Origin of the sequence: Nostocoides sp. HKS02, from assembly GCF_009707485.1 — a bacterium.
In the GTDB taxonomy this organism is placed as follows: Bacteria; Actinomycetota; Actinomycetes; order Actinomycetales; family Dermatophilaceae; genus Pedococcus.
Genome location: NZ_CP046121.1, coordinates 893,992 through 920,797 on the forward strand (window position 1 = coordinate 893,992; position 26,806 = coordinate 920,797).

Below are 26,806 nucleotides of genomic sequence, written 5' to 3' on the forward strand. Positions count from 1 at the left end.
AGCAAGGTCTGCAAGCAGAGGTTGCTGCACGCAGCACCCCCACCCACGACCCCCGCGAATTGCCCACTCGGCGTGGGGGAATTGGGTTCGGATAATGGACGGTTATGCAATCCATAAGCCGTTGGGCACAATAGATGGGTGACGCAGACCCCTACCCGTCCCCAGCGGCAGGCCGGCAAGGCCACTGGCGCGTGGGCCGACGGCGACCGCACGCCATTGAACCCCAACGAGGAGTTCAAGCAGGCCGACGACGGCCTCAACGTGCGGGCCCGCATCGAGGAGGTCTACGCCAAGCAGGGCTTCGCCAGCATCCCGGGTGAGGACCTGCGTGGGCGGATGCGCTGGTGGGGGCTCTACACCCAGCGCAAGCCCGGCATCGACGGTGGCAAGACCGCCACCCTCGACCCCAGCGAGCTCGACGCCGAGTACTTCATGCTCCGGGTCCGCAGCGACGGCGGCGCCCTCGACGGCGACCAGCTGCGCACCGTCGCCGAGATCAGCCGCGAGTTCGCGCGCGACACCGCCGACGTCACCGACCGGCAGAACATCCAGCTGCACTGGATCCGGGTCGAGGACGTGCCCGAGATCTGGCGGCGGCTGGAGTCCGTCGGCCTGACGACCGCCGAGGCGTGCGGTGACACCCCGCGCGTGATCCTCGGCTCACCCGTGGCCGGTATCGCCGCTGACGAGGTGCTGGACGGCAGCCCGGCCGTGCGCGAGATCCTCGAGCGCTACATCGGCAGCCCCGAGTTCTCCAACCTGCCCCGCAAGTTCAAGACCGCGATCTCGGGCAGCCCCAGCCTCGACGTCGCGCACGAGGTCAACGACATCTCGTTCGTGGGGGTCGACCACCCCGAGCACGGCCCCGGCTTCGACCTCTGGGTGGGCGGCGGCCTGTCCACCAACCCGATGTTCGCGCAGCGTCTCGGCGCCTGGGTGCCGCTGGCGGAGGTCCCCGAGGTCTGGAAGGGCGTCGTCTCGATCTTCCGCGACTACGGCTACCGGCGGCTGCGCAACCGGGCGCGGCTGAAGTTCCTCATGGCCGACTGGGGCCCCGAGAAGTTCCGCGAGGTGCTCGAGACGGAATACCTCGAGCGACCCCTGCTCGACGGACCACCCCCGCCACCGCCGTCCGAACACCGTCGCGACCACGTGGGCGTCCACCCCCAGAAGGACGGTAACTTCTGGGTCGGCGTCGCCCCTGTCGCCGGTCGCGTCAGTGGCACGACCCTGTATGCCGTGTCCGAGCTGGCCGCGCGCCACGGTTCGGGGCGTGTGCGACTCACCGCGCACCAGAAGATCCTCGTCCTCGACGTGCCCCAGAAGCAGGTCGCGGCCCTGACGGCGGCTCTCGAGGACGTCGGACTCCCGGCGGCACCGAGTGAGTGGCGGCGCGGTGTGATGGCGTGCACGGGCATCGAGTTCTGCAAGCTCGCACTGGTGGAGACCAAGGCTCGCGCGCAGACCGTGATCGCCGAGATGGAGCGGCGACTGCCCGACTTCGACGTCCCGTTCTCGATCCACCTCAACGGCTGCCCGAACTCGTGCGCCCGCACCCAGGTCGCCGACATCGGTCTCAAGGGCATGGTCCAGACCGACGACGACGGCCACCTGGTCGAGATCTTCCAGGTGCACCTCGGTGGCGGCCTCGGCACCGAGCCGCAGCTGGCCCGCAAGACTCGCGCGCTCAAGGTGCGCGCCGAGGACCTGCCCGAGTACGTCGAGCGGCTGGCAGGCCGGTTCCTCGAGCAGCGCGAGGGCGAGGAGTCCCTTCGCGCACTGGGCCCACCGGGCTGACGAGGACGACCTGCGATGAGCGAGTCGATCCGGTCGAGCGCGCTCTACTACTGCCCGTTCTGCGCCGAGGAGGACCTCCGCCCGGTGGAAGAGCCACAGGGGGCCTGGCGTTGCAACGCGTGCGCGCGCGTCTTCACCGTGTCGCTCAAAGCCGTCGACGCGACGCACATCCCTGGCCGGCTCCGCGAGGAAGCCGAGCTCCGGCAGGCCGAGTTCGAGAAGGAGTCCACGTCATGACCGCTGTGACCGAAACCCGCTCCGTGCCGGAGCTGCGGGCGCTCGCCGACGAAGGCGCCGCCCGCTTTGCCGCGCTCGAGGCGGATCCCGCGAACGCGGCATACGACCGGCGGGTCGAGCTCGCTCGGCAGGCACTGGTGTGGGCCGCTGAGACGTTCGGCGAACAGCTGACCGTGGCCTCCTCGATGGGTGACGAGGTGCTCGTGCACCTCGTCGGCACCAGCATCCCGGGGGCGGACGTGTTCTTCCTCGACACCGGGTACCACTTCGCCGAGACCCTGGGCACGCGCGACGCCTACCAGGCCATGCTGCCGCTGCAGATCCGGACGATCCTGCCGCTGCTCACGGTGCCGCAGCAGGATGCCGAGTACGGCACCAAGCTGCACGACCGCGACCCCGACGCGTGCTGCGCTATGCGCAAGGTCGAGCCGCTCAACCGGGCCCTGTCGACCCACCAGGCGTGGGTGACGGGCATGCGCCGGGTCGACGCTCCGACCCGCACCGACATCGGCCTCGTGGGCTGGGACGAGCGGCGGCAGATGGTCAAGCTCAACCCGATCGCCGCCTGGACCGACGACGACGTCGACCGCTACGTCGACGAGCACCAGGTGTTCCTCAACCCGCTGCGGCAGGAGGGCTACGCCTCGATCGGCTGCGCCCCCTGCACCCGACCCGTGGCCGAGGGTGAAGACGCCAGGGCCGGCCGCTGGGCCGGCAAGGACAAGACCGAATGCGGGCTGCACACATGACGACGACCCCGACCACCCACCCGGCCCAGCCGGTCCGTGCTGCCGTGGCTACCGAGGCGCTGCCGACCGAGGCGCTGCCTGCGGAGTACACCCTCGACCACCTCGACCACCTCGAGTCCGAGGCGATCCACATCTTCCGGGAGGTGGCGGGGGAGTTCGAGCGCCCCGTCATCCTATTCTCCGGTGGCAAGGACTCGGTCGTGATGGTGCACCTCGCGCTCAAGGCGTTCGCCCCCGCGCCGCTGCCGTTCACGCTCCTGCACGTCGACACCGGCCACAACTTCCCCGAGGTCCTCGACTACCGCGACGAGACCGTCGCCCGCCTCGGTGTGCGCCTCGTCGTCGCCCATGTCCAGGACTACCTCGACGACGGGCGGCTTCGCGAACGTCCCGACGGGACGCGGAACCCGCTGCAGACCGTGCCCCTGCTCGACGCCATCGAGGCCGGCAAGTTCGACGCCGTCTTCGGTGGTGGACGCCGTGACGAGGAGAAGGCCCGCGCCAAGGAACGGGTGTTCAGCCTTCGCGACTCGTTCGGCGCGTGGGACCCGCGACGGCAGCGTCCCGAGCTGTGGGACCTCTACAACGGCAAGCACGCCCCAGGCGAGCACGTCCGCGTGTTCCCGCTGTCGAACTGGACCGAGCTCGACGTCTGGCGCTACATCGAGCGCGAGGGGATCGTCCTGCCCGATCTCTACTACGCCCACGAGCGCGAGGTGTTCGAGCGCGACGGGATGTGGCTGTCGGCGGGGGAGTGGGGCGGCCCCAAGGCCAACGAGCGCGTCCAGTCGCGGACCGTCCGCTACCGCACGGTCGGTGACATGAGCTGCACCGGCGCCGTCGACTCCGCAGCCACCGACGTTGCCGGCGTGATCCTCGAGCTCGCCGCATCCCGGCTCACCGAGCGAGGCGCGACCAGGGCAGACGACCGGATGTCCGAGGCCGCCATGGAGGACCGTAAGAAGCAGGGGTACTTCTGATGACCACCACCCCTCAGATCCAGGGCGAGGTCCTCGCACCGGCCCAGGCACCCGCCCGTCGCCACGACCTGCTGCGCCTGGCCACGGCGGGCTCGGTGGACGACGGCAAGTCCACCTTGGTCGGCCGCCTGCTCTACGACACCAAGTCCGTCCTCGCCGACCAGCTCGACGCTGTCGAGCGGGTCAGCCGCGAGCGCGGCCTCGACGCCGCCGACCTGGCGCTGCTGACCGACGGCTTGCGGGCCGAGCGCGAGCAGGGCATCACCATCGACGTGGCGTACCGCTACTTCTCGACGGCCACCCGGTCCTACGTCCTCGCCGACACCCCCGGGCACGTCCAGTACACCCGCAACATGGTCACGGGCGCCTCGACCGCGGAGCTGGCCCTCATCCTCATCGACGCCCGTCACGGTGTGGTCGAGCAGACCCGTCGTCACCTCGCAGTGACCGGCCTGCTCGGGGTGCGGCACGTCGCCGTCGCGGTCAACAAGATGGACCTCGTCGACTGGGACCAAGCGCGCTTCGACGCCATCGTCGCCGAGTTCACCCGGCACGCAACGCGGTTCGGCATCGAGGATGTCGTCGCCGTCCCCGTATCCGCGCTGTTCGGCGACAACGTGGTCGACCGCTCCGAGCGGGCGGCCTGGTACACCGGCCCCACGCTGCTGGAGCACCTGGAGGCGGTGCCGGTCGGCATCGACCCGTCCACCCAGCCGCTGCGGATGCCCGTGCAGTACGTCATCCGCCCCCAGAGCGCCGAGCACCCCGACTACCGCGGGTATGCCGGCCGGCTGGCGTCCGGGGTCGTGCGCCCCGGCGACCAGGTCGCCGTCCTCCCGAGCGGGCGCACGACGACCGTGGCCGGCATCGACCGGGCGCGCGCCGACGGGTCGGTCGAAGCCCTCGACGTCGCCTTCGCGCCCCAGTCGGTCGTCCTGCGCCTCGCCGACGACCTCGACGTCTCGCGGGGCGACCTCGTGGCGTCGGCGCAGCAGCCTGGCCTGCTCACCCGTTCGCTCGCGGGCACCGTCGCGGTCCTCTCCGAGCGCCCGCTGCGACAGCGTGACCGCGTACTGCTGCGGGTCGGCACCCGGACGGTTCGGGCCATGGTCGACGACATCGTCGACCAGCTCGACATTGCGAGCATGGAGCACCGTTCGGCCCCGGACGGCCTCGCGCTGAACGCCATGGGACGGGTGCGGATCCGGCTTGCCGAGGACATCGCGATCGACGACTACCGCGACCTGCGCCGCACCGGCTCGTTCCTGCTCATCGACGAGGCCGACGGCGCCACGCTCGCCGCGGGCATGGCCGACTCCCCCGACCGCAGCGCAGGCGAAGGCATCTGATGGGCACGCCGTCCTACCCCTTGACGCTCGACCTCACCGGTCGTCGCGTCGTGGTGGTCGGGGGCGGCCCGGTGGCCGCGCGCCGGGCAGCGGGCGCCGTCGCTGCGGGAGGCAGGGTCGACGTCATCGCGCCCTGGCTCTGCGAGGACCTCACCGCCGCGGTCGAGGCGGGCGACCTGCGGTGGTACGGCAGGGACTACGTCGCGGGCGACCTGCTCGAGCCCGAGCCCGCGTGGCTCGTCCACACGGCCACGGGTTCGTCGCTGGTCGACGCCCAGGTCGCCCGGGAGGCCGAGGTCGCCCGGGTGTGGTGCGTCCGAGCCGATGACGCGCAGGCATCGAGTGCCTGGACCCCAGCAGTCACCCGGGGTGCACAGGGCAGCAGCGCCGAGGGCATCACCGTGGCCGTGTCGGCGGGGGCCGACCCGCGCCGGGCCGCCGCCGTGCGGGACGCGGTGGGGGCGGCCCTCGAGAGCGGCACCTTGCCCGTGCGACGGGTTCGCCGCCCGGCAGGCACCGAGGGCCAGGTCGGCCGCGTGGCCCTGATCGGCGGGGGCCCCGGGGCCGATGACCTCATCACGGTGCGCGGCCGTGCCCTGCTGGTCGCGGCCGACGTGGTGGTGAGCGACCGGCTCGGCCCCACCGGCCTGCTGGCGACCCTCTCGCGCGAGGTCGAGGTCATCGACGTCGGCAAGACACCCGGCAACCACCCGGTCGGTCAGGACCGCATCAACGAGCTCCTCGTCCACCACGCCCGGATGGGCAAGCAGGTCGTGCGGCTCAAGGGCGGTGACCCGTTCGTCCTCGGCAGGGGTGGTGAGGAAGCCCTGCACTGCGTCGAGCACGGCATCCCCGTCGAGGTCGTTCCGGGGGTGACCTCCGCGGTCTCGGTGCCCGCCGCCGCAGGCATCCCGGTGACCCACCGTGGCATCACGGCGTCGTTCGTCGTCGCCTCGGCCCACGAGGGCGCCGAGCACGTGCTCCGGGCGGCGGCCGACGCGGCCCCTGACGCCACGCTGGTGCTGCTCATGGCGGTCACGCGGCTGGCCGAGACGGCGGAGGCCCTCGTCGCGGCCGGTCGCCCGGCGACCACGCCGGTGGCGCTCATCGAGCGGGGCTGGACGCCGCAGCAACGGACCACCACGACGACCCTGGGCTCGGCTGCCGCCGACGCCCGCGCGGCGGGAGTGCGTGCTCCGGCCGTCGTGGTCATCGGTGACGTCGTGGCGGTCCGGTCCAGCCTCGGTGACCTTGCGGGGGAGTAGCGTCCGTCGGGTGACCCCTGCTCGCGACATCGTCCTGCTCGCCCACGGCTCCCCGGACCCGCGGCACGCCGCAGGCGTCGAGGAGCTGGCCGCCCACGTCCGTGAGCGGATCCCCGGCCGGGCCGTGCACACGGCATACCTCGACCACCACCCGCCCAGCCCGAGTGACGCCGCCGCGGTCCTCGCAGGCCCCGCGGTCGTGGTGCCGGTCCTGCTCACGCCCGCCTACCACGCGACCGTCGACGTGCCCACCGCCGTGGCCGAGATGAACCGCGGGGCCGGCGTCGACGTGGGCCTCGCAGATCCCCTCGGGCCCCACCACCTCCTGCTCGAGGCGGCTGAGGAGCTGCTCGCCGCCGAGGGGATGCTGCCGTCCCCCGGAACGGCCGTGATCCTGTATGCCGCGGGCGCGAGCGACAGCGCGGCGGTCCGGACCGTGGCCGAGACGATCGCGGCGTCCCCCCGTCAGGGGTGGGGTCCGTGGGCGGTCGCCGCGCTGGACGGTGGCACGCGCCTCGACGACGTCCTGCGAGGTCTACCCGACGAGGTGGAGCGGACCGTCGCGGTCTCGTTCATGGTGGCTGAGGGGGTCCTGCGCGACCGGATGGCCCAGGCCTGCGGTCGGCACGGCGTGACCATGGTCCACGGCGCCCTCGCCCGCACGAGCGCCGTGGCGCGGCTCGTGCTCGAGCGGGCCGATAGCCTGCCCGGATGAGCGAAAGCCCCACCCCACACCCCCATCTCCGGCTCGACCGTGACGGCGCCGTGCTCACGGTGACCTTGGCCAACGCGGAGCGCCGGAACGCCCAGACGCCAAGCCTCTGGGCCGCCCTCGCGAAGGTGGCCGCGGAGCTGGACCCGGGCGTGCGGGTCGTCGTGCTGAGGGGTGAGGGTCCCTCGTTCTCCGCCGGCCTCGACCGGGGCATGCTGGCACCGGGTGGAGTCCCGGGCGAGGTCGACATGATCGCGATGGCGACCGACAGCGCCGAGGCGGCCGCCGAGGTCATCGAGGACTTCCAGCGTGGGTTCTCGGCGTGGCCGGAGGTGTCGCCGGTCGTCGTCGCCGTGGTGCAGGGGCACGCCATCGGGGCGGGTTTCCAGCTCGCCCTGGCGGCTGACCTGCGGGTGGTCGCCGACGACGTGCAGTTCGCCATGCGCGAGACCTCGCTGGGGCTGGTGCCCGACCTGGCCGGCCTCGCTCCGCTCGTCGCGGCGGTCGGGCCGGCCCGCGCCCTGGAGATCTGCGCGACGGGGCGCTTCGTCGGTGCGGCCGAGGCGGTGGACACCGGCCTCGCCAACGTCGCGGTGCCGCTCGCGGAGCTCGCCGCCACCACGGCCGACCTCGTCGCCGCGCTGCTCAGTGCGCCGGATGCCGCGCTGCGCGCCCTCAAGCCCCTGGTGCGCTCCGCCGCCACGGCCGACCGCGCCACGCAGCTCCGGCTCGAGCGCGAGGCACAGGGCCGGTTGCTGCACGAGCTGTCGGGTCTGTCGGGGCGGTAGGTCTCCCATGGTTGGCACGGCTGTCACAGCCGTGGGGCACCATGGGAATGAGCGGGGACGTCGGCGGCGTTCCACCGCGTGACCCCTGAGGAGGACCTCCTGTGAGCATGAACGGCTGGATGGCCATGCGTTCCCTGACCCGGGACGACTCGGTCAAGGACCGCAAGCTCGCCCCGGGCACAGCCCGCAGGGTGATCGGTTACGGCCGGCCGTTCCGTCGCGAGATCCTGCTTGTTCGTCGTCCTGGTCGTCATCGACTCCGCTTTGGTGGTCGCGACACCCCTGCTGCTCAAAGAGCTCATCGACAAGGGCATCACCCCCCGTGACCGTGGGGTCGTCATCGAGCTTGCGCTCATCGTGGCCGCCCTGGCCATCGGCGACGGGCTGCTCACGCTGGTCGAGCGGTGGTACTCCGCCCGCATCGGTGAGGGCCTCATCTACTCACTCCGCACCGAAGTGTTCTCCCACGTGCTGCGCCAGCCGATCGCGTTCTTCACCCGCGCTCAGACCGGCGCCTTGGTCAGCCGACTCAACAGCGACGTCCTCGGCGCCCAACAGGCGTTCACGTCCGTGCTGTCCAGCGTCGTCAGCAACGTCGTGTCCCTGGCCCTGATCATCGCCACGATGGCCTCGCTGTCGTGGCAGCTCACGCTCGCCGCCCTCGCGTTGGTGCCGTTCTTCCTCATCCCGGCGCGCTACATGGGGCGCCGGCTCGCTGGGCTCACCCACGCCCAGATGGGCCTCAACGCCGACATGGGCACCCGCATGACCGAGCGCTTCAACGTCGCCGGGGCGTTGCTGGTCAAGGTGTTCGGCGACGCCCGGCGCGAGGACACGGAGTATGCCGCGCGCGCGGCGGGCGTCCGCGACATGGGCGTGCGGATCGCCATGAACCGCAGCGTGTTCTTCGTCGCGCTGACCCTCGTGGCTTCGCTCGCGACGGCGATGGTCTACGGCTTCGGCGGCCTGATGGCGGTGAGTGGTCAGCTGACCGTCGGCACCCTGCTGGCCTTGACCGCGTTGCTCGGCCGGCTCTATGGCCCCCTCACCTCGATGTCCAACGTCCGGGTCGACGTCATGACGGCCCTGGTGTCCTTCGAGCGCGTCTTCGAGGTACTCGACCTCAATCCGCTCATCACCGAGCGGCCGGACGCACGGCCGCTGCCGAGCGGGCCGGTCGGCGTCGAGGTCGACGGTGTGGCGTTCCGGTACCCCTCGGCCGACGAGGTCTCGCTCGCCTCGCTCGAGAGCACCGCGGCCGGTGACCGCAAGGGTGGGGGAGTCGTCCTGCGCGACATCTCGTTCATGGTGCCCCCGGGCCAGCTGGTCGCGCTCGTCGGGCCGAGCGGAGCCGGCAAGACGACGATCACCAACCTCGTCGCGCGGCTCTACGACCCGTCCGCAGGCGCCGTGCGCATCAACGGGATGGACCTGCGCGACGCGACCCTGGAGTCCGTGCACCGTACCGTCGGGGTGGTGACGCAGGAGGCCCACCTGTTCCACGACACCATCCGGGCCAACCTCGCCTATGCCGCGCCGGACGCGACCGAGGAGCAGATGGTCGAGGCGCTCAAGGCCGCCCAGGTGTGGTCGCTCGTAGGCGCCCTGCCCGAGGGTCTCGACACCGTCGTGGGTGACCGCGGCCACCGCCTGTCTGGCGGCGAGAAGCAGCGGCTGGCGCTGGCGCGGCTTGTTGCTCAAGGGTCCGGGACTGCTCGTCCTCGACGAAGCCACCGCCCACCTCGACAGCGAGTCCGAGGCGGCGGTCCAGCACGCGCTCGACCAGGCGCTCACCGGCCGCACCGCGCTGGTCATCGCCCACCGTCTGTCGACGGTGCGCGGGGCCGACCAGATCCTCGTGGTGGACGACGGGCGCATCGTCGAGCGGGGCAGCCACCGCGAGCTGATGGCCAGGGGCGGCGTGTACGCCGACCTCTACACCACGCAGTTCGCTGACCAAGAGAACACCGCCGCGAGTACGTCGGACATCCCGGCGTAGCCCGGCTAGGCGTCCTCTTCGTCCCAGATGCGGACGCGCGCCGGCTTGCGGCCGCGCGGTTGGTCGGCCTCGTCGAGGCCTTCGAGGTACTCCCGTCGTGCACCGAGGACCACCAGGACGAACCCGGCCAGCATGCCGGCCCACCACTGGAACGCGTACGCCTGGTGCGGGCCGAGGTCGGTGTCCGGCGGGTCGAGGGGCGTGGGCCGTGGTGGCGCAGTGCCGTCGGCCAGTCGCTCGACCTCGAGCACGACGTAGCCCCCCAGGAGCGGGGTCTGCACGGCCCGACTCGCCTCGGGGAGGTTGATGCTGGCGAGCTGCCCACGCGGCATCGTGCGACCGAGGGACGGCTCGGTGGGGCGCACCCAGCCGGTCACCGTGACGTCCTGGGTCGGCGCAGCCGGGTAGGAGGGCAGTGTCTCGGCGTTCTGGGCGTTGAGCACCCAGCCCCGGTCGACGAGCACCGTGGCACCGGCCTCGTCGTGGAACGGTACGACGACCTCGTAGCCGAAGGCGGTGTCGTGGGGGCGGTTCCGCACGAGCAAGGTCTGGCTCGCGGCATACCGGCCGTGCATGGTGACGCGGGTCCACTCCAGGGCCAGCGGCATCGGCGACGAGCTCAGCACGTCCACGACCGGTCGCGGAGGGGCGGAGTAGTGCGAGGTGATCCGGTGCGCCGCTGCGGCCTTGCCCTCGTAGCGGTGCCACTGCCAGCGGCCCAGGAAGAATGCCGCGACCGCGAAGGCCAGCGCGATCGCCAAAGCGCCCAACCACCGCCGCGACATGAGCACCCTGAACACCGCATCACGGTACCCGGCCTACTCTGGTGGGTATGACCGGCCTGCCCTTTCCCAGCGTGCGTGACCACCCCGCCACGCCCCAGGGGCTCGTGGGGCTCCCCGACCAGTTCGGGCGGGTGGCTCGCGACCTGCGGGTGTCGGTCACCGACCGGTGCAACCTCAGGTGTCGCTACTGTATGCCGGCCGAGGGACTGCCCTGGCTGGCCAAGCCCGAGATGCTCACCGACGACGAGCTCGTCAGGATCGTCGCGGTCTTCGTCGGGCTCGGGGTCCAGCAGGTCCGCCTGACCGGAGGCGAACCGCTGCTGCGGCGCTCGCTCGTCGACGTGGTCGGCCGGATCGCAGCGCTGCGCCCTCGGCCACGGATCGCCATGACCACCAACGGTGTCGGTCTCGACCGACTCGCCGCTCCGTTGGCCCAGGCGGGCCTCGACCGCGTCAACGTCAGCCTCGACACGATCGATCCGCAGGAGTTCGCCGACCTCACCCGACGCGACCGGCTGCACGACGTCGAGTCCGGTCTCAAGGCCGCGGCGGCCGCCGGGCTCACCCCGGTCAAGGTCAACGCCGTGGCCATGCGGGGGATCAACGACCACTCGGTTGCCGAGCTCCTGCAGTGGTGTCTCGACCGCGACTACGAGCTGCGGTTCATCGAGCAGATGCCCCTCGACGCCCAGCACGGGTGGGACGCCTCGACGATGATCAGCGCGGGCGAGGTCCGCACCCGGCTCGAGGAGCACTTCACCCTCACGCCCCTGCCCGCGGCAGACCGGGGGAGCGCGCCGGCCGAGCGGTTCCTCGTCAACGGGGGACCCCAGACCGTTGGGATCATCGCGAGCGTGACCGCGCCGTTCTGCGCGGCCTGCGACCGGACTCGGCTCACCGCGGATGGCCAGGTGCGCAACTGCCTGTTCTCCCGGGTCGAGACCGACCTGCGGGGCCCGCTACGCGACGGCGCGAGCGACGAGGACCTGGCGGCGCTGATCCAGGGCGAGATGTGGCGCAAGGCGCGCGGACACGGCATCGGCACCGAGGACTTCGTGCAGCCCGACCGGCCCATGTCCGCGATCGGCGGCTGAGGGCCCGCGCCCGACGATCAGCCCGCTTTGCCGCTTCGCCCGGCTCAGCCCGCCGTGGCCGGGATCGCGTCCGCAGGGACCGTCTCGACGAGGAACCCCCGGACCGAGAGGAACTCCCCGAGCGAGGTCCGGTGCTGGTCGCAGGCCAGCCAGACCTTGCGCCGCTCGGCGGTGTGGAGCTTCGGGTTGTTCCACAGGTGGGCGAACGTCGCGGGAGCGCGGCAGCCCTTGGCGCTGCAGATCATGGAGCCGCTCACCGGCCGAGCTGCTCGGGCCCGTGGTCGGGCGGCGTCACCGTCGCCGAGGAGCCTGACGGCCTCGACCGCACCGCGTTGGCCATGACGACCGCGAAGTAGGGCAGCACCATGGCCGCCACGGCCAAGCTCCCCCAGACCCAGGCCGGCGCCCCAGCCATGCCGGTGGCGACCGCGGCGATGAAGCACACCGTGCGGATGCCCATGGTGACGAGGTAGCGCCTGATGCGGGCGGCCTGCTCGTCGGCGAGGGACTCGGGGACCGAGGTCACCGACTGCACCGGCGGTCCAGCGTGGCGGGTGTGGTGCAGGCGGCTCATACCCCCACGATAGGCCGCTTCCGATGCGGTGTACCCGCCGGTAGTCGATAGGGTCCGACCGGAGGCGGCGACCGCGCCATGGCACCGCGATGGCCACCCGCCGGATCGATCGTCGAGCACACGGAGGACATCCATGGCAGGCCGCAACGTGCTGGTCACGGGAGGCAACCGGGGCATCGGGCTCAGCATCGCCCGCGCGCTCGCCGAGGCTGGCGACCACGTCGTGGTCACGCACCGTTCGGGTGAGCCGCCAGAGGGCCTGCGGGGCGTCCGGTGCGAGGTCACCGACTCGGCATCGGTGGATGCCGCCTTCGCCGAGGCCGAGGAGCTCCTCGGCGGCCCCGTCGAGGTGCTGGTCGCCAACGCCGGCATCACCAAGGACACCCTGCTCATGCGCATGAGCGACGAGGAGTTCGACTCGGTCATCAACACCAACCTCGCTGGCGCCTTCCGGTGCGCCCGGCGGGCCGTCAAGGGCATGATCCGGCTCCGTCGAGGCCGGATCATCTTCATCTCGAGCGTCGTCGGCCTCTACGGGTCACCCGGGCAGGCCAACTATGCCGCGAGCAAGGCCGGCCTCGTCGGCCTCGCCCGGTCGATCTCGCGCGAGCTCGGCGGTCGCGGCATCACGGCGAACGTCGTGGCGCCCGGGTTCATCGAGACCGACATGACCTCCGAGCTGCCCGAGGACCGCAAGAAGGCCTACCAGGCCAGCATCCCCGCCGGGCGCTTCGCCCAGCCGGAGGAGGTCGCCGCCGCGGTGCGCTTCCTGGCCGGCGACGACGCGGCATACATCACCGGCGCCGTCATCCCGGTCGATGGCGGCCTCGGCATGGGCCACTGACCCGCACCGACGGCCCGCACCCACAGCCAGCACCCACCACGGCCACTCCCATCCCCAGCGAAAGAGACCCCGACATGCTGCTTGAGGGCAAGAAGCTCCTGATCACCGGCGTCCTCATGGACTCCTCGATCGCCTTCCACGTCGCGAAGATCGCGCAGGAGCAGGGCGCCGAGGTGGTGCTCACGTCGTTCGGACGGACCATGAAGATCACCCAGACCATCGCCAAGCGACTGCCCAGCACCCCGCCGGTGGTCGAGCTGGATGTCACCGACTCCGAGCACCTCGACTCCCTCGCGGAACGGCTCGGCGAGCACGTCGACCACCTCGACGGCGTCCTGCACTCGATCGGGTTCGCGCCGCAGGGCGCCTTCAACTTCCTGGAGGGCACCTTCGAGGACGTCTCGACGGCGATGCACGCCTCGGCCTACTCGCTCAAGTCCCTGGCCGTCGCAGCGCTCCCGCTCATGGGACCCGGCAGCAGCCTGGTCGGGCTGACCTTCGACGCGAAGTTCGCCTGGCCGGTCTACGACTGGATGGGCGTGGCAAAGGCTGCCTTCGAGTCCACGAACCGCTACCTCGCGCGCGACCTGGGGCCGCGCGGCATCCGCTGCAACCTGGTGGCGGCTGGCCCCATCCGCACCACGGCGGCCAAGTCGATTCCCGGCTTCCAGACCTTCGAGGACACCTGGGGGCAGCGCGCGCCCCTGGGTTGGGACGTCAACGACGCCTTGCCGGCAGCCAAGGCCTGTGCGGCGTTGCTGTCGGACTGGTTCCCCGCGACCACCGGCGAGATCGTCCACGTCGACGGTGGCGTCCACGCGATGGGGCAGTGAGCGGCCGCCACTAGGCTCCGCTGCATGACGTCCGAGACTGCCGTCGCCGTGACCGAGGTGCGGGTCCTCGAGGGACCCAACCTCTACTTCGCCAAACCGGCGATCAAGGTCAGTCTCGAGGTGCCCGGCTACCTCAAGGCCGACGAGCGCACCCTGCTCGGCCTCGCCCGTCGCGTGGGCCTGCGCACGGCCCGTCCGGGCGCTCCGGGCACCGAGCAGCGGCAGCGGTTCGTCATGCGGCTGGTCGAGCGGGCCGTGCGCAGCCTCGCTCAAGCCAGCGGCACCTCGCGCCTCGGGGTCCGGGTCCGCCCGGGTAGCCCGACGGATGCCGTCGTGGCGGCCTTTGTGTGGCGACGGCGGAACCGCGGCCGGGCCCTCGGCCACGGCATCGGCCCGGTCCTGCAGGCGTGGCTCGACGGTGCGGACGTCGTCGCCGAGCAGGGGCTGCTCATCAGCCAGAGCGAGCCCGGCGAACGGCCCTCGATCCTCAAGCCCACCATCCCCGTCGCCTCGGTGACCGGCACCAACGGCAAGACCACGACGACCCGCCTCCTCGGCCACATCGGCATGACGGCGGGCCTGCGCACCGCCTGGTCGTCGACCGACGGTGTGGTCGTGCAGGGAGAGACCGTCGAGGAGGGTGACTACTCAGGGCCAGCGGGGGCACGAGGGGTGCTCACCGCGCCCGGGGTGCAGCTGGGCATCCTCGAAACCGCACGCGGCGGCATGCTCCTCAAGGGCATGGGCGTCAGTGCCAACGACGTCAGCGTCGTGACCAACGTGTCGGCGGACCACCTCGGCCTGCAGGGGATCGACACCGTCGACCAGCTGGCGGAGGTCAAGGCCATCGTCACCAAGGCGACGAAGCCCTCCGGCTGGGTCGTGCTCAACGGTGAGGACCCCCGGGTGTGGGCCATGCGCTCGGGCATCAAGGCCAAGCCCTGGGTGTTCACGCTCCGAGCCGACGCCCCGGCGGTCCGCGAGTCGCTCGACCAGGGCGGTCGCGCCATCACGGTCCTCGACGGCGACATCGCAGTGCTCGAGAACGGCCAGGACCCGGACCGGCTCGTGAGCATCCTCGACGTGCCCGCCACCCTGTCCGGCCTCTCGCACCACAACATCGCCAACGCGTTGGCGGGCGCGGCCGCCGCGCTGGGACTGGGGCTGCCGCGGGCGGCAGTGGTCGAGGGGCTGCGCACGTTCGCTCCCGACGACCGGCTCAACCCGGGGCGGATGAACACCTACACGTTGCGCCGGGCCGATGGCGCGGCGATCACGGTGATCGTCGACCTGGCCCACAACGAGGCGGGGCTCGAGGCGCTGATGGACGTCGCGCACGGGCTCAAGGCCCCCGGCGGCCAGGTCCACCTCGGTCTCGGCCTCGCGGGGGACCGCACCGACGAGCTCCTCGAGTCGATGGGCGAGGTCGCCGGGTTGCGCGCCGACCGGGTCGTCGCCGCGCACAAGGCGCACTACCTGCGCGGGCGCACCATGGAGGAGCTCGAGAGCCACCTGCTGGTCGGCCTCGCCCGGGCCGGCGTCGCAGACATCGACTCGTTCGACACCGAGCTGGGCGGCCTCCAGGCACTCGTGCCCGGCGCGGCTGACGGTGATGTCGTGGCGCTCATGTGTCACTCCGAGCGCGTCCAGGTCGCGAGCTGGCTCGCCGAGCAGGGCGCCACGACTGACAGCCCTGCCGACATCCGCCGCAAGGTCGTCGCGGCGCGCGGCGAGCACGAGTTCGAGGACCGGATCGCCGAGCTGTGGGCGCTGGCGGACGACGGTGCGCGCATCGACGCGGCCGCGCGGTTGCGCGCCCAGCGCCCCGGCGACCCGCGGCTGGTCTTCGAGGTGGCCAGTGCGTTCGATGCCGCAGGCAGGGAGCAGGAGGCCATTCCGCTGTACCGCGAGGCCCTCGCGGCCGGCCTGCGCGAGCCGCACCGACACCGGGCGCGCATCCAGCTCGCCTCGAGCCTGCGCGTCACCGGCCAGCCGGAGCTCGCCTACTCGCTGCTCACCGAGCTGGCCGCCGAGCGGCCGGGGAGCGCGGCGGTGCAGGCGTTCCGGGCGCTCGCGGGCGTCGACAGCGGTCGGGCCGCCGAGGCGGTCGCCGACCTCGTCGACGCGCTGTTGCACCACGCCGGCGACGACGATGCGCTGGCCTACCGGCACGCCCTCCACGGGTATGCCGCGGAGCTGCGCGCGCGCTGACCTCGCGGTCAGCGCAGCTGACCCTTCGGTCAGCTGGTGGCGGGCTCGGGCTCGGTCGCGGCAGCCTCGTCGCCAGCCACCTGGGCCTCGGACTGCATCTCCACAGGGTCGAGGTCGGGGTCGCCCAGCCCGGTGCCGGGGTGGGCGCCTGCCTGGGCCGAGTGGGTCAGCTGCTCCAGCTCGGCGAGGACCTCGGCGTGGTTGTCGACGCACAGCACGACGACGTCACCGGGGTTGGCCCGGGCCATGCAGTGCTGCACCGCGCTGACCTCGTCGAGGACCGTCTCGACCTGACGGCAGCGCACGCCCTCCTTGCCGATCTCGGCCATGGCGCCCTCGACGATGAGGGCCGCAGTCGCGCCGCGGACGCGTCCACGCAGCCGCTGGTCTTCCCGGACCACCACGACGTCGAAGTGGCGTGCGGCGAGGGCTCCCAGCTCACGCATGTCGTCGTCGCGCCGGTCGCCGGCGGTGGAGATCATGCCGATGCGCGAGATCCGGCCGAGCTCGGCCTGCCCCGCCTTCTGCGCGGCATACCCGTCGACGAACTCCCCGAGCACGCGCATGCCGGGAGCGTTGTGGCAGTAGTCGACGAAGACGTCCACGTTGTTCACGTTGACGAAGTTCATGCGGCCAGGCGAGAGGTAGTAGCTGGTGGTGAAGGTCCGCAACCCCTGGCGGATCTCGTGCAGGCCCGCGCCCGCTGCGAACGCCGCGCCCGCGGCGGCCATGGCGTTGGCGACGTTGAACTTCGCGGTGCCGCCGAAGGTGGACGGCAACAGGTGGGTCCACGCGAGCTGCATCGAGCGGCGGCCATGCTTGATGACGATCATGTCGCCGCGCTCGGTGGGCTCGAGCACCACCGCTCGGCCCCCCCGACGGCAGTGTGCGTCGATGAGCTCGCGCACGCTGCTGCCGGGCGCCTCCAACGAGAACCACACCACGCTGCCGGAGCACCGACGACGCATCTTGCGGACCAGCGGCTCGTCGGCGTTGAGCACCGCGAACCCGTCGCGCGGGACCGCTTCGACCACGACGGCCTTGACATCGGCGAGCTGTTCGAGGGTGTCGATGCCCTTCATGCCGAGGTGGTCGGGGGCGACGTTGGTGACCACGGCGACGTCGTTGCGGTCGTAGCCCAGGCCCTCGCGCAGGATGCCGCCGCGCGCGACCTCCATGACCGCGAAGTCGACGCGGGGGTTCTGCAGCACCATCCGCGCCGAACGCGGCCCGGACGCATCGGCTTTGTAGACGAGGCGCTCGTCGATGACGATGCCGTCGGTGGAGGTCATGCCGACCTTGCGCCCGATCCCCTTGAAGATGTGGGCGATCATCCGCGAGGTCGTCGTCTTGCCGTTGGTGCCGGTCACGGCCACGATCGGCACGCGTGACGCGGACCCGGGTGGGAACAGCAGGTCGACGACAGGCTTGGCGATGAACTGCGGCTCGCCCACCGTCGGGTGGGTGTGCATGCGGAAGCCAGGGGCGGCGTTCACCTCGCAGATCGCGCCGCCCGTCTCGCGTACGGGTGAGGCGATGTCCGGGCAGATGAAGTCGATACCCGCGACGTCGAGGCCGATCATCCGGGCGGCTTCCTCGGCGATCTCGACGTTGTCGGGGTGGGCCTCGAAGGTCCGGTCGACGGAGATGCCGCCGGTCGACATGTTGCCGGTGAGCGCCAGCTTGACCATCTGGTCCTTGGGCGGCACGTCGTCCATCGCGAAACCCTGGTCGCGGACCAGCGCGATCGCGCCGGAGTCGACCTTGATCCGGGTGAGGACCTTCTCATGCCCGACGCCGCGGCGCGGGTCGGCGTTGGTGAGCTCGACCAGCTCGCTGACCGTGTGCACGCCGTCGCCCATGACGTGGGCCGGCACCCGCTCGGCGATCGCCTGCATGCGGCCGTCGACGATGAGGCAGCGGTAGTCGCGCCCCACGACGAGCGACTCGACGATGACGTAGCCGCGACGGGACTCACCCTCGGCGACGCCGAACGCCGCCCGGACCTCGTCGTCGGACTGCAGGTCGAGGCAGACGCCGCGGCCGTGGTTGCCGTCGAGCGGCTTGACCACGACCGGGAAGCCGATCCGACGCCCCGCCGCAACGGCGGCCTCGGCGGTGCGCACGGTCTCCTGCTTGGGGACCGGGAGCCCCGCGGAGGCCAGCAGTCGGGTGGTCATGTCCTTGTCGCTGGCGATGTCGACCGCGAGCGCCCCCGTCTTGGAGGTCATGGTCGCCCGGATCCGCTGGGCGTGCACGCCCTGGCCGAGCTGCACCAGCGATGCGGCGTTCAACCGGATGTAGGGGATGTCGCGGGAGACCGCCTCCTCAAGGATCGCGGCGGTCGAGGGCCCGAAGGAGGCGCGCTGGGCTCGGCGCAGGAACTCCCTCGAGCTCGTCGGCGAAGTCGAAGTCCGGTTCGGCCTGGACGAGGTGGTTGACCAGGCGCACGGCCAGGGTGCCCGCAGCGAGACCCACCGTCTCGTCGTTGTAGTCGTAGATGACGTTGTAACGCCCGGGCGTCCCCTTGACCGCCCGGGTCTTGCCGCGGCGCAGGTCGTGGCCGGCCTCCTGCTGGAGCTGCAGGGCGACGTGCTCCGCGACGTGGCCCAGCCAGGTGCCCTCGCGGAGTCGCTCGATGAACCCGCCCCGCACACCACGCGAGCAGGTGTGGTTCTCCAGGCCGGGCAAGAGCTCGACGAGCCGGTCGGTGAAGCCCTCGAGGGTGTCGGTCGGGTAGCCCTCGAGGACGCCGAGGTCGAGGACCAGGTGGATCGCGGGGTTGTAGGACCAGATGTTCCCCCGCGGTAGACCCGCGACTCGACGATGGTGAGCTCGGGTGCCGGGGGTCCAGTGGGGGTGGCGCGATCTGCCATGGGAACTCCTTGCGGTCGGGCCGTGCGAACCGGTGGCTGGCTCAGGCTTTCGCCGAGGCCAGGGCCACCGCGACGTCAGGGTGCTTTTCGACGAAGTCCACGAGCCGCACCTCGGAGAGGTCGAACGTAGCGCCTGCGGGAAGGGAATGCACCACAGCCCCTGACACCATGAGGGGGGCGCCACGACGGGCGTCGGGAGCGTCGGACGTGGCGGCACGGCAGTCGAGGACGAAGACCGCGCCCGAGCCGTGGACCGTGAAGGTGCGCTGGTCGCGGACCTCGATGGCCGTGTCCTCGTCGATGCCGATGCCGATGAGGCTCGGCGACGCGGCGACCATCGACATCAGCCGGCCGTAGCGCGAGCGCTGGGCGAAGTGCTGGTCGATGATCGCGCCCTGGAGCAGGCCCAGCCCGGCGCTGAGCTGGCTGTGCCGCTGGCGCGGGGTGATGCCCTCGTCGCCCATGGAGATCATGAACTGGCTCATGATCGACGCTCCCGCGGAGGTGCCACCGATCACAGCGCCGCGCGCGTGGGCACGGTGCAGGGCGTCGCCGAGCGGGGTCCCTGGGAAGCGCTGGCTCAGCTTGAGCTGGCTGCCACCACTCATGAAGATGCCGGTGGCGTCGTCGAGGAGCCGGACGAGGGCTTGGTCCTGCGACTCGAGGCGGTCCTGGGGGTTGACGACGGTCGGCTCGGGCGCGCCCAGCCGGGTGAACACCTCGGTGTACGCCGCCACGACCTCGTCCTGGAACGAGGACGCCGTCGGGATCAGGACGATCCGGGCCCGCTTGCCCCCGGCCAGCCTGACGAACCGGCGCAACACGGTGGCCTTGCCGACGCGGTCCTCGGCGCCGCCAATGATGAGCAGCGTGGGTGGCCTGCGCCGTGGGGCAGGGCTGGTCGAGGATGCCATTGCGACAGCCTAGGAGTCAGGTCGTCGGCACCGGGGGAGCGGGGGTCGGCGTGCCGTCGGCCTCGTCGGCTTCCTCGATCTCCTCGCGGGTGATGCCGAGCAAGTAGAGGACGGCGTCGAGGTAGGGCACGTTGACCGCCGTGTCGGCCTGCTCGCGCACCACCGGCTTGGCGTTGAACGCCACCCCGAGCCCCGCCGCCTCGAGCATGTCGAGGTCGTTCGCGCCGTCGCCGATCGCGACCGTTCGGGACAGGGGCAGGCCCGCCTCGTCGGCGAACCGGCGCAGCGCCAGCGCCTTGCCCGGGCGGTCGACGATCTCGCCGACCAGCCGACCGGTGAGTATGCCGTCGCGGACCTCGAGGCGGTTGGCGTGGGCGTGGTCGATGCCCAGCTCGCGCGCCAGTTCGGCCACGATCTCGATGAAGCCGCCGGAGACCACGGCGACAGTGAAGCCGAGCCGCTTGAGGGTGCGCACCAGCGTGCGGGCTCCCGGGGTGAACCGGACCGCCGCGCGCACCTCGTCGAGGACGGACACCGGTAAGCCCTCGAGGACGGCGACCCTCCGGCGCAGGCTGTCCGCGAAGTCGAGCTCGCCCCGCATCGCCGCCTGCGTGACGGCGGCAACCTCGGCCTCACGACCGGCATGCCGGGCCAGGAGCTCGATGACCTCGTCCTGGATCAAGGTGGAGTCGACATCCATGACGACGAGGCGGCGACCCCGTCGGGCCAGGCCGCCGGCCGCCACGGCGATGTCGAGGCCGTGGACGCTCGACTCGAGGGCCAGCTCGCGGCGCAGCCGCTCGACGTCAGCACCCGACACGTCGAACTCCAGGGTCGTGACCGGGTAGCGGGAGAGGCGGCGGATGCGGTCGATGTTGGCGCCGTGGGAGGCGATCCGTGCCGTGATCGCGGCGACACCGCTGGCCCGCAGCGGGTGGCCCAGGACGACCACTGCGGCGCGACCGGTGCGTCGGCGCGGGGTGTCGCCGCGCCCGTCCTTGACCTTCACCTTGAGCCCGAGCTCGCGCCCGACCGCGGCCACCACCTCGCGCAGCCGCTCCTCGACCTCGCCCGCTCCGAGGAGCATGGCCAGCGTGAGGTGGCCGCGCACCACGACCTGCTCGAGATCGACGACCTCAGCGCCGACATCGGCGATGGCGTCGAAGAACGCGCTCGTGACGCCCGGCCGGTCCTCACCACTGATGGTGACGAGCAGCGTGTGGGGATCGTCAGCGACCAGGTCAGGCACGCCGCCACGATATCCGCGCGTTCAGACCAGCTGGCGGGAGTCTCGCCATCCGACCCGAACCCCGCCCCGTCCGGTGCTGGCCGTTCCCAGTGCGTTACCACGCACCTCGGCTGAGAAGCAACCAGGTATTCGGAGCTCGAATGTCGCGTTGACCGCCAATCAGTCGGCTCATCAGGCTTCGACTGATGGAGGTTCCTCACGACCTGGGGATGTGGATCAGTCATTCCTTGGGAAATCCAGCGCACCATGCACACAAATCACACGTGAGGACGAGTGCGATGAGATTGAGAATGAGGCTGGCCGCCGTGGCCGCGACAGCGGCCATTGTGTTCACGTCCGGGGGCACGGTGGCCTGGTCGGCGCCTGGCAACAACCTGACGCCGGGCCAGAGGGCGAAGATCGTCAAGGCGCTGACCGGCCGCGGGGCGGACGCTGCCACGGCTCAGGAGGTCGCCTCCAGCGACCAGGCGGCGAGTGTCGCGGTGGGGAGGCACACGGAGAGCGGCACCGTCGTGAACCGCCATCCGGCCACAGGCGGCAGGGGCGGGGTTGTGCCGTACGCGCTCGGCTCCTGCAGCGGCTACTCCGGGTACGACTGGGTGCGGTCCTATGTGGACAACGCGGTGGGTGTGGCCATGGCCAGCATCTACCTGCAGACCAACTGGTGCTTCAACTACTCGCGGGTCACCTACGCCGCCAGTTATCGGACCTATACCGTCTACGCCGCAGGCTCCTTGAACATGGTCTGGGAGGGCTGGGCGGAAAACCCGGTGGAACAGTACTTCTACACCAGCGGTGGACACGTCAACGGCGGGGTGTTTACCTACAGCGAGGGCGAGTTCGGCAACTGCATCCTCCACTATGGGTGCTTGAACTACATTCAGCCCTGGACGGAGACCCGCAACTACTGGAACGGCACCTCGCTGGAGAGTGGCGGGAGGTAGGGCATGGCGGTGAGCAGCACGACAGATGCCACCCGAGGTCGCCCGGGCCTGTGGTGGCTGCTGGGGGTGTTGGCGGCAACCTCGGTCTTCCCTGGCCTCGGGGCTGCGGTGGCGTTCGGCGCCGCGTGGAGGTTGCCCCGGCGGCGAGTCGCGTTCATCGTCCTGGCGGTCGCCCTGATCGTCTGGACGCTGCTCTTCACCCCTTGGGGCGGTGGAATCGAACGGGGTACCTCGGTCCAGCACCACTGATCCACCATCAGGCCGCCGTCTCGACGGAGGACTCGGTCCCCCGTGGTTCGTGAGGTAGGTGGTCCCATCGATGGTCTTCGATACGGGTCGATACAAGACCATGTACGGCTCGCCTGCACCTGTGTGAATCAGGTCCCATCACCCGCGGGAAATGGAGCCACTCGACGCTGGGCAATGCCCCGTATGCCGCAGCGACGGTGGGTGCCTCAGGCTCCCTGGTGGGAGTCGCGCCAGGCGACCAGTTCCCGCAGGGGGAGCGAGGTCGTACCGCGGGCCGCTGAGTCCGACGGTGAACAGGCGGGTGCCCACGGCATACAGATCCTCGGCGGCGGCGACGTAGTCCCCGACCGACTCGGGGTGACGCCCTGGTTTGGCGGACACCCCGGCGGAGCGCTCGATCTCGGCGGGGTCCCTCCCCAGCTTCGTGCACCACTCGTCGAGGACCGCGTGCTTGTGGGCGATCGTCGGGGCGCCCCCGAAGCCGTGCCAGATGGTCGCGTGCTCGGCCACGATCCGGAGGGTCTTGCGCTCACCGCCACCGCCGATGAGGACGGGGATCTCGCGGGTGGGCGGTGGGTTGAGCCTGGCCCACCGCTCCCGGATGAGCGGCAGATCGCGCGCCAGGGCATCCAGCCGCCCACCGGCGGTGCCGAACTCGTACCCGTACTCGTCGTAGTCGCGCTCGAACCAGCCGGAGCCAATGCCCAGGATGAGGCGGCCGTCACTGATGTGGTCCACGGTGCGCGCCATGTCGGCCAGCAGCTGCGGGTTGCGGTAGCTGTTGCAGGTCACGAGGGCGCCGATCTCGACACGCTCGGTCGCCTCGGCCCAGGCGCCGAGCGTCGTCCAGCACTCGAAGTGCGCGCCGTCCGGCTCGCCGTACAGCGGGAAGAAGTGGTCCCAGGTGAAGACGACGTCGACGCCGATCTCCTCCGCCTGCGCGACGGCTCGGCGGATAGCGGGGTAGTCCGCGTGCTGCGGTTGGAGCTGGACGCCGATCCGGATGGGTCTGCTCGTCACTGGGGAACGTCCTGGAACTTGGCGATGACGGTCAGGCCCGACTCGGTGACCATGAACCCCCGGGCCCGGTCGGCGTCGGCATCGACCCCGATCGTGGTGTTCTCCGGGACGACGACACCCTTGTCGATGATGGTCTTCTTGATGACGCACCCGCGGCCGACCTCGACCCCGTCGAGCAGGACGCTGTCGTCGATGGTCGTGCCGCTGTGGATGTGGCAGCGCGGCGAGAGCACGGAGTTGGTCACGGTGGCGCCCGAGATCACGACGCCGGGGGAGACCGCCGAGTTGTGCGCCTCGCCGAACTTGCCGGCCGCTCCGTGCACGAGCTTGGCTGGCGGGAACGGCCCGTAGTCGGTGTAGATCGGCCAGTCGTAGTTGTAGAGGTTGAAGACGGGGTGGATCGAGACGAGGTCCATGTGGGCCTCCCAGTAGGAGTCCATCGTCCCGACATCGCGCCAGTAGGCCTGGTCGCGGGGAGTGGCCCCAGGGATGATGTTGTCCTTGAAGTCGTAGACGTAGCCGCGGCCCTCGTCGACGAAGGCCGGCACGATGTCGCCGCCCATGTCGTGCTTGCTGCCGCTGCGGTCGTTGTCCTGGGTGACTGCCTCGATGAGTACGTCCGCGTCGAACACGTAGTTGCCCATGGAGGCCAGGACCTCGTCGGGGGAGTCGGGCAGGCCCTTGGCGTCTTTCGGCTTCTCCTTGAAGGCTCCGATCCGGCGGTGGTCGGCGTCGTCGACCTCGATGACCCCGAACTGGTCGGCCAGCGAGATGGGCTGGCGGATCGCGGCCACGGTGACTCCCGCGCCGGTCTCCATGTGCTGGGCCACCATCTGCGAGAAGTCCATGCGGTACACGTGGTCCGCCCCGACGACGACGACGATGTCGGGCTTCTCGTCGTGTACGAGGTTGAGGCTCTGGAAGATCGCGTTCGCTGACCCGAGGTACCAGTTCTTGTCGATGCGCTGCTGCGCGGGCACCGGCGTCACGTAGTTGCCGAGCATGTTCGACATGCGCCAGGTCTTGGTGACGTGCCGGTCGAGGCTGTGGGACTTGTACTGGGTCAGCACGACCACCTTCAGGTAGCCGCTGTTCACCACGTTGCTCAGCGCGAAGTCGATGAGGCGGTAGATGCCGCCGAACGGCACCGCGGGCTTGGCCCGGTCCGCCGTGAGCGGCATCAGCCGCTTGCCTTCACCGCCCGCGAGGACGATGGCCAGCACTTTGGGTCCACCCGATCGGTACGCCATGAGCCGACCCTAGGGAATGCATGCCCTCGCGGCGACCCCATGGCGGGACTAATCTCACGCAGGTGAGAGTCGACGTGCTGACCAAGGAGTACCCGCCGAACATCTACGGTGGCGCGGGGGTGCACGTCGCAGAGCTGGTGCGGGCCCTGCGCGAGCGCGGCGACATCGACACGAGGGTGCGCGCATTCGGCTCCCCGGTGTCCGAGGCCGGCACCGAGGGGTATGCCGACCTGCCCCAGCTGAGCGCCGCGAACGCGGCCGTCCGCACGATGGGCGTCGACCTCTCGATGGCGGGTGACTGCGTCGGGGCCGACCTCGTCCACTCGCACACCTGGTACGCGAACTTCGGTGGACACGTCGCCTCGCTGCTCGGCGGGATGCCGCACGTCGTCACGGCCCACAGCCTCGAACCCATGCGCCCGTGGAAGGCCGAGCAGCTCGCCGGTGGCTACCGGTTGTCGTCGTTCATGGAGCGCACCGCCTTCGAGGCCGCGGATGCCGTGGTGGCGGTGAGCGAGGGGATGCGCCAGGACGTCCTGCGCAGCTACCCGGGCATCGACCCCGAGCGGGTGAAGGTCGTGCACAACGGCATCGACTCCGAGCTGTGGCAGCGCCATCACGACGCTGACACGGTCCGCAGGCACGGCGTCGACCCCGACGGGAAGGCGGTCGTCTTCGTCGGCCGGATCACCCGTCAGAAGGGGTTGCCCTACCTCCTGCGCGCTGCGGCCCAGCTGCCGCCTGATGTCCAGCTGGTGCTCTGCGCCGGAGCGCCCGACACCCCGGAGATCATGGCCGAGGTCGAAACCTTGATGGACCAGCTCAAGGCGACCCGCGACGGCGTGGTGTGGATCCCGGAGATGCTGCCGCGAGCCGAGGTCATCGCGCTGCTGTCGGCAGCCACGGTCTTCGCCTGCCCCTCCATCTACGAGCCGTTGGGCATCGTCAACCTCGAGGCCATGGCCTGCGAGCTGGCTGTGGTCGCCACCGCGACCGGCGGAATCCCCGAAGTCGTCGTGGACGGCGAGACCGGCTGGCTCGTGCCGATCGAGCAGAAGCAGGACGGCAGCGGCATACCCCTCGACGCCGATCGGTTCGTCGACGACCTCGCCGCCGCGCTGACCGACGCGGTCAGCGACACCGGCCGGGCCGAGGCGATGGGGGTGGCCGGCCGCCGCCGCGCAGTCGAGTCGTTCTCGTGGTCGAGCATCGGCGAGCAGACCCACCGGGTCTACGCGGACGTGCTCGCACGGCGGGCCGCGTCAGCCTGAGCCCGTCAGCCTGAGCCGGTCAGCCTGAGCGCTCGATCACGCCGGCCGCCAGCCGGCCAGCACGGCGCAGGCGGCATTGGTCGCGTCCGCGAGGGCATGGTCCGCGGCGCGCTGCAGCCGCAGCAGGATCGTGTGCCGCGTGCTCGCTGCGGCCGCGGTGAGTGCTCCGTCGCCGGCGGCGAGCGCGACGTCGACCACCTGGCTGATCGTGCCGGCCAGGGCGATGACGCGCGCCGGCCGAGGAGGCAGCCCCGGCGGTAGCCCCCACCGACCACCGAGCGCGGCGTCGGCGAGCTCTCGGGCGGCATCGGCAGCGAACGGCTGACCGCCGATGGCGTCGAGGTGCGCCGTCGCGGCCGCGATCTCCTCGCGCAGGTGTCTCTCCAGCTGGGACGACTCCAACGCCTCGACACGGTGCCGTGGCACCGGATCGGCGTCGTACACGGCCCAGTCGACCCGGGTGCCGACGTCGAGCGCACCGCCGCCCGCCCCGTATGCCGCGATCGTCGGGACGAGCATGCCCCCAAGACCGGGGACGAAGACGCACTCGCCGGCGTCGGCGGCACAGCCCTGGACGCGCGCCGAGGCACCCGGCATACCGGTCAGGTCACCGGGACTCGGGAGGGCGACGAGCAGCGCCTGCTCGCCCAGCTGGCGCCACAAGGTGAGGCGGTCGAGATCGCCTGCCACGTGGTCGACATCGGGCAGCGCCCGGGCCACTGCCTCGTCCGCTGGAGAGCCCGTCGCCCATGCTGAAGTCGTCCACAGCGAAAGCCGCACGGACGCAGGGAGCTCGGGCACCCGGTCATGCTAAGC

Annotated in this window: 24 protein-coding genes and 2 pseudogenes; 16 read left to right on the forward strand and 10 right to left on the reverse strand. The window is 71.2% G+C overall.

Annotated features, from left to right (window positions below):
- Positions 1 to 138: 138 nt before the first annotated feature.
- The 9 genes and pseudogenes from GKE56_RS04185 to GKE56_RS04225 all read left to right on the forward strand — a co-directional run bounded on the left by GKE56_RS04185 (position 139) and on the right by GKE56_RS04225 (position 9,876).
- Positions 139 to 1,816 (forward strand): annotated as a pseudogene (locus tag GKE56_RS04185) (nitrite/sulfite reductase).
- On the forward strand, positions 1,813 to 2,034 hold the full coding sequence (locus GKE56_RS04190) for a hypothetical protein (protein WP_154683471.1): 222 nt from the start codon (positions 1,813 to 1,815) through the stop codon (positions 2,032 to 2,034). Before GKE56_RS04185 ends, GKE56_RS04190 begins: the two are co-directional and overlap by 4 nt.
- Positions 2,031 to 2,783 (forward strand): phosphoadenylyl-sulfate reductase, encoded by a 753-nt coding sequence (locus GKE56_RS04195; protein WP_154683472.1) that lies wholly within the window; start codon positions 2,031 to 2,033, stop codon positions 2,781 to 2,783. Before GKE56_RS04190 ends, GKE56_RS04195 begins: the two co-directional genes overlap by 4 nt.
- A complete protein-coding gene (gene cysD, locus GKE56_RS04200) occupies positions 2,780 to 3,763 on the forward strand; it encodes a sulfate adenylyltransferase subunit CysD (protein ID WP_154683473.1) in 984 nt (327 codons plus the stop codon). Before GKE56_RS04195 ends, cysD begins: the two co-directional genes overlap by 4 nt.
- Complete coding sequence (locus tag GKE56_RS04205) at positions 3,763 to 5,112, forward strand: sulfate adenylyltransferase subunit 1 (RefSeq protein ID WP_154683474.1); 1,350 nt, start codon at positions 3,763 to 3,765, stop codon at positions 5,110 to 5,112. Before cysD ends, GKE56_RS04205 begins: the two co-directional genes overlap by 1 nt.
- Entirely contained in the window at positions 5,112 to 6,377 is a 1,266-nt protein-coding gene (cobA, locus tag GKE56_RS04210) for a uroporphyrinogen-III C-methyltransferase (protein ID WP_154683475.1), read from the forward strand. The genes GKE56_RS04205 and cobA overlap by 1 nt, the downstream gene beginning before the upstream one ends.
- Positions 6,378 to 6,387: 10 nt before the next feature.
- A complete protein-coding gene (locus tag GKE56_RS04215) occupies positions 6,388 to 7,092 on the forward strand; it encodes a sirohydrochlorin chelatase (protein WP_195908235.1) in 705 nt (234 codons plus the stop codon).
- Positions 7,089 to 7,877, forward strand: coding sequence for an enoyl-CoA hydratase/isomerase family protein (locus GKE56_RS04220; protein WP_154683477.1), 789 nt, complete (start codon positions 7,089 to 7,091; stop codon positions 7,875 to 7,877). The genes GKE56_RS04215 and GKE56_RS04220 overlap by 4 nt, the downstream gene beginning before the upstream one ends.
- Before the next feature lie 107 nt (positions 7,878 to 7,984).
- A pseudogene (locus tag GKE56_RS04225) lies at positions 7,985 to 9,876 on the forward strand (ABC transporter ATP-binding protein).
- A 5-nt stretch (positions 9,877 to 9,881) separates the two neighbouring features.
- Here GKE56_RS04225 and GKE56_RS04230 read toward each other — a convergent pair.
- Positions 9,882 to 10,676, reverse strand: a complete 795-nt coding sequence (locus GKE56_RS04230) for an SURF1 family protein (RefSeq protein WP_230209178.1) — start codon at positions 10,674 to 10,676, stop codon at positions 9,882 to 9,884.
- A 32-nt stretch (positions 10,677 to 10,708) separates the two neighbouring features.
- Between GKE56_RS04230 and moaA the strand changes: the two genes are divergently transcribed.
- On the forward strand, positions 10,709 to 11,755 hold the full coding sequence (moaA, locus tag GKE56_RS04235) for a GTP 3',8-cyclase MoaA (protein WP_154683478.1): 1,047 nt from the start codon (positions 10,709 to 10,711) through the stop codon (positions 11,753 to 11,755).
- Positions 11,756 to 11,799: 44 nt separating this feature from the next.
- Here moaA and GKE56_RS04240 read toward each other — a convergent pair whose 3' ends face one another.
- Positions 11,800 to 12,000: an acetone carboxylase gene (locus GKE56_RS04240; protein ID WP_154685615.1), complete on the reverse strand. Its 201-nt coding sequence runs from the start codon at positions 11,998 to 12,000 to the stop codon at positions 11,800 to 11,802.
- 8 nt (positions 12,001 to 12,008) lie between these two features.
- Positions 12,009 to 12,329: a DUF3099 domain-containing protein gene (locus tag GKE56_RS04245; protein ID WP_154683479.1), complete on the reverse strand. Its 321-nt coding sequence runs from the start codon at positions 12,327 to 12,329 to the stop codon at positions 12,009 to 12,011.
- 133 nt (positions 12,330 to 12,462) lie between these two features.
- Here GKE56_RS04245 and GKE56_RS04250 point away from each other — a divergent pair, with 133 nt between their 5' ends.
- The 3 genes from GKE56_RS04250 to GKE56_RS04260 all read left to right on the forward strand — a co-directional run bounded on the left by GKE56_RS04250 (position 12,463) and on the right by GKE56_RS04260 (position 16,217).
- Complete coding sequence (locus tag GKE56_RS04250) at positions 12,463 to 13,173, forward strand: beta-ketoacyl-ACP reductase (protein ID WP_154683480.1); 711 nt, start codon at positions 12,463 to 12,465, stop codon at positions 13,171 to 13,173.
- A gap of 74 nt (positions 13,174 to 13,247) precedes the next feature.
- A complete protein-coding gene (gene fabI, locus GKE56_RS04255; RefSeq protein WP_154683481.1) occupies positions 13,248 to 14,006 on the forward strand; it encodes an enoyl-ACP reductase FabI in 759 nt (252 codons plus the stop codon).
- Positions 14,007 to 14,030: 24 nt separating this feature from the next.
- The gene (locus GKE56_RS04260) at positions 14,031 to 16,217 is read left to right on the forward strand and encodes a tetratricopeptide repeat protein (RefSeq protein ID WP_154683482.1); all 2,187 of its coding nucleotides are present in this window, start codon (positions 14,031 to 14,033) and stop codon (positions 16,215 to 16,217) included.
- Positions 16,218 to 16,246: 29 nt separating this feature from the next.
- On the opposite strand, the gene cphA is transcribed toward GKE56_RS04260, so the two are convergent.
- The 4 genes from cphA to serB are packed head-to-tail and all read right to left on the reverse strand — an operon-like array spanning position 16,247 to position 21,247.
- Positions 16,247 to 18,598: a cyanophycin synthetase gene (cphA, locus tag GKE56_RS04265; protein ID WP_230209287.1), complete on the reverse strand. Its 2,352-nt coding sequence runs from the start codon at positions 18,596 to 18,598 to the stop codon at positions 16,247 to 16,249.
- A complete protein-coding gene (locus GKE56_RS17215) occupies positions 18,546 to 19,250 on the reverse strand; it encodes a hypothetical protein (RefSeq protein WP_230209288.1) in 705 nt (234 codons plus the stop codon). The genes cphA and GKE56_RS17215 overlap by 53 nt, the downstream gene beginning before the upstream one ends.
- Complete coding sequence (locus GKE56_RS04270; RefSeq protein WP_154683483.1) at positions 19,135 to 20,007, reverse strand: cyanophycinase; 873 nt, start codon at positions 20,005 to 20,007, stop codon at positions 19,135 to 19,137. The genes GKE56_RS17215 and GKE56_RS04270 overlap by 116 nt, the downstream gene beginning before the upstream one ends.
- Positions 20,008 to 20,023: 16 nt before the next feature.
- Complete coding sequence (gene serB / locus GKE56_RS04275) at positions 20,024 to 21,247, reverse strand: phosphoserine phosphatase SerB (RefSeq protein WP_154685616.1); 1,224 nt, start codon at positions 21,245 to 21,247, stop codon at positions 20,024 to 20,026.
- 314 nt (positions 21,248 to 21,561) lie between these two features.
- Between serB and GKE56_RS04280 the strand changes: the two genes are divergently transcribed.
- Positions 21,562 to 22,200 carry a hypothetical protein gene (locus GKE56_RS04280; RefSeq protein WP_154683484.1) on the forward strand — a complete coding sequence of 213 codons (639 nt, stop codon included), beginning with the start codon at positions 21,562 to 21,564 and terminating at the stop codon, positions 22,198 to 22,200.
- Positions 22,201 to 22,209: 9 nt separating this feature from the next.
- Positions 22,210 to 22,449, forward strand: coding sequence for a hypothetical protein (locus GKE56_RS04285; protein WP_154683485.1), 240 nt, complete (start codon positions 22,210 to 22,212; stop codon positions 22,447 to 22,449).
- Positions 22,450 to 22,587: 138 nt separating this feature from the next.
- Here GKE56_RS04285 and GKE56_RS04290 read toward each other — a convergent pair whose 3' ends face one another.
- Together GKE56_RS04290 and glgC are read right to left on the reverse strand one after the other, a co-directional pair.
- Positions 22,588 to 23,469 (reverse strand): LLM class F420-dependent oxidoreductase, encoded by an 882-nt coding sequence (locus GKE56_RS04290; RefSeq protein WP_370518454.1) that lies wholly within the window; start codon positions 23,467 to 23,469, stop codon positions 22,588 to 22,590.
- A complete protein-coding gene (gene glgC / locus GKE56_RS04295) occupies positions 23,466 to 24,719 on the reverse strand; it encodes a glucose-1-phosphate adenylyltransferase (RefSeq protein WP_154683486.1) in 1,254 nt (417 codons plus the stop codon). The genes GKE56_RS04290 and glgC overlap by 4 nt, the downstream gene beginning before the upstream one ends.
- Before the next feature lie 62 nt (positions 24,720 to 24,781).
- Between glgC and glgA the strand changes: the two genes are divergently transcribed.
- On the forward strand, positions 24,782 to 25,990 hold the full coding sequence (gene glgA, locus GKE56_RS04300; RefSeq protein WP_154683487.1) for a glycogen synthase: 1,209 nt from the start codon (positions 24,782 to 24,784) through the stop codon (positions 25,988 to 25,990).
- Positions 25,991 to 26,026: 36 nt separating this feature from the next.
- Here the strand turns inward: glgA and GKE56_RS04305 are convergent, their stop codons facing one another.
- Positions 26,027 to 26,791 carry a hypothetical protein gene (locus GKE56_RS04305; RefSeq protein WP_154683488.1) on the reverse strand — a complete coding sequence of 255 codons (765 nt, stop codon included), beginning with the start codon at positions 26,789 to 26,791 and terminating at the stop codon, positions 26,027 to 26,029.
- Positions 26,792 to 26,806: the final 15 nt, after the last annotated feature.

Coding starts and splice junctions, on each gene's coding strand:
- glgC (WP_154683486.1), bottom strand. CDS start 24,719: ATGGCGTACCGATCGGGTGGACCCAAAGTGCTGGCCATCGTCCTCGCG.
- GKE56_RS04245 (WP_154683479.1), bottom strand. CDS start 12,329: ATGAGCCGCCTGCACCACACCCGCCACGCTGGACCGCCGGTGCAGTCG.
- cysD (WP_154683473.1), top strand. CDS start 2,780: ATGACGACGACCCCGACCACCCACCCGGCCCAGCCGGTCCGTGCTGCC.
- GKE56_RS04270 (WP_154683483.1), bottom strand. CDS start 20,007: ATGGCATCCTCGACCAGCCCTGCCCCACGGCGCAGGCCACCCACGCTG.
- GKE56_RS04195 (WP_154683472.1), top strand. CDS start 2,031: ATGACCGCTGTGACCGAAACCCGCTCCGTGCCGGAGCTGCGGGCGCTC.
- GKE56_RS04205 (WP_154683474.1), top strand. CDS start 3,763: ATGACCACCACCCCTCAGATCCAGGGCGAGGTCCTCGCACCGGCCCAG.
- GKE56_RS04240 (WP_154685615.1), bottom strand. CDS start 12,000: ATGATCTGCAGCGCCAAGGGCTGCCGCGCTCCCGCGACGTTCGCCCAC.
- GKE56_RS04190 (WP_154683471.1), top strand. CDS start 1,813: ATGAGCGAGTCGATCCGGTCGAGCGCGCTCTACTACTGCCCGTTCTGC.
- fabI (WP_154683481.1), top strand. CDS start 13,248: ATGCTGCTTGAGGGCAAGAAGCTCCTGATCACCGGCGTCCTCATGGAC.
- GKE56_RS04220 (WP_154683477.1), top strand. CDS start 7,089: ATGAGCGAAAGCCCCACCCCACACCCCCATCTCCGGCTCGACCGTGAC.
- cobA (WP_154683475.1), top strand. CDS start 5,112: ATGGGCACGCCGTCCTACCCCTTGACGCTCGACCTCACCGGTCGTCGC.
- moaA (WP_154683478.1), top strand. CDS start 10,709: ATGACCGGCCTGCCCTTTCCCAGCGTGCGTGACCACCCCGCCACGCCC.
- GKE56_RS04250 (WP_154683480.1), top strand. CDS start 12,463: ATGGCAGGCCGCAACGTGCTGGTCACGGGAGGCAACCGGGGCATCGGG.
- GKE56_RS04260 (WP_154683482.1), top strand. CDS start 14,031: ATGACGTCCGAGACTGCCGTCGCCGTGACCGAGGTGCGGGTCCTCGAG.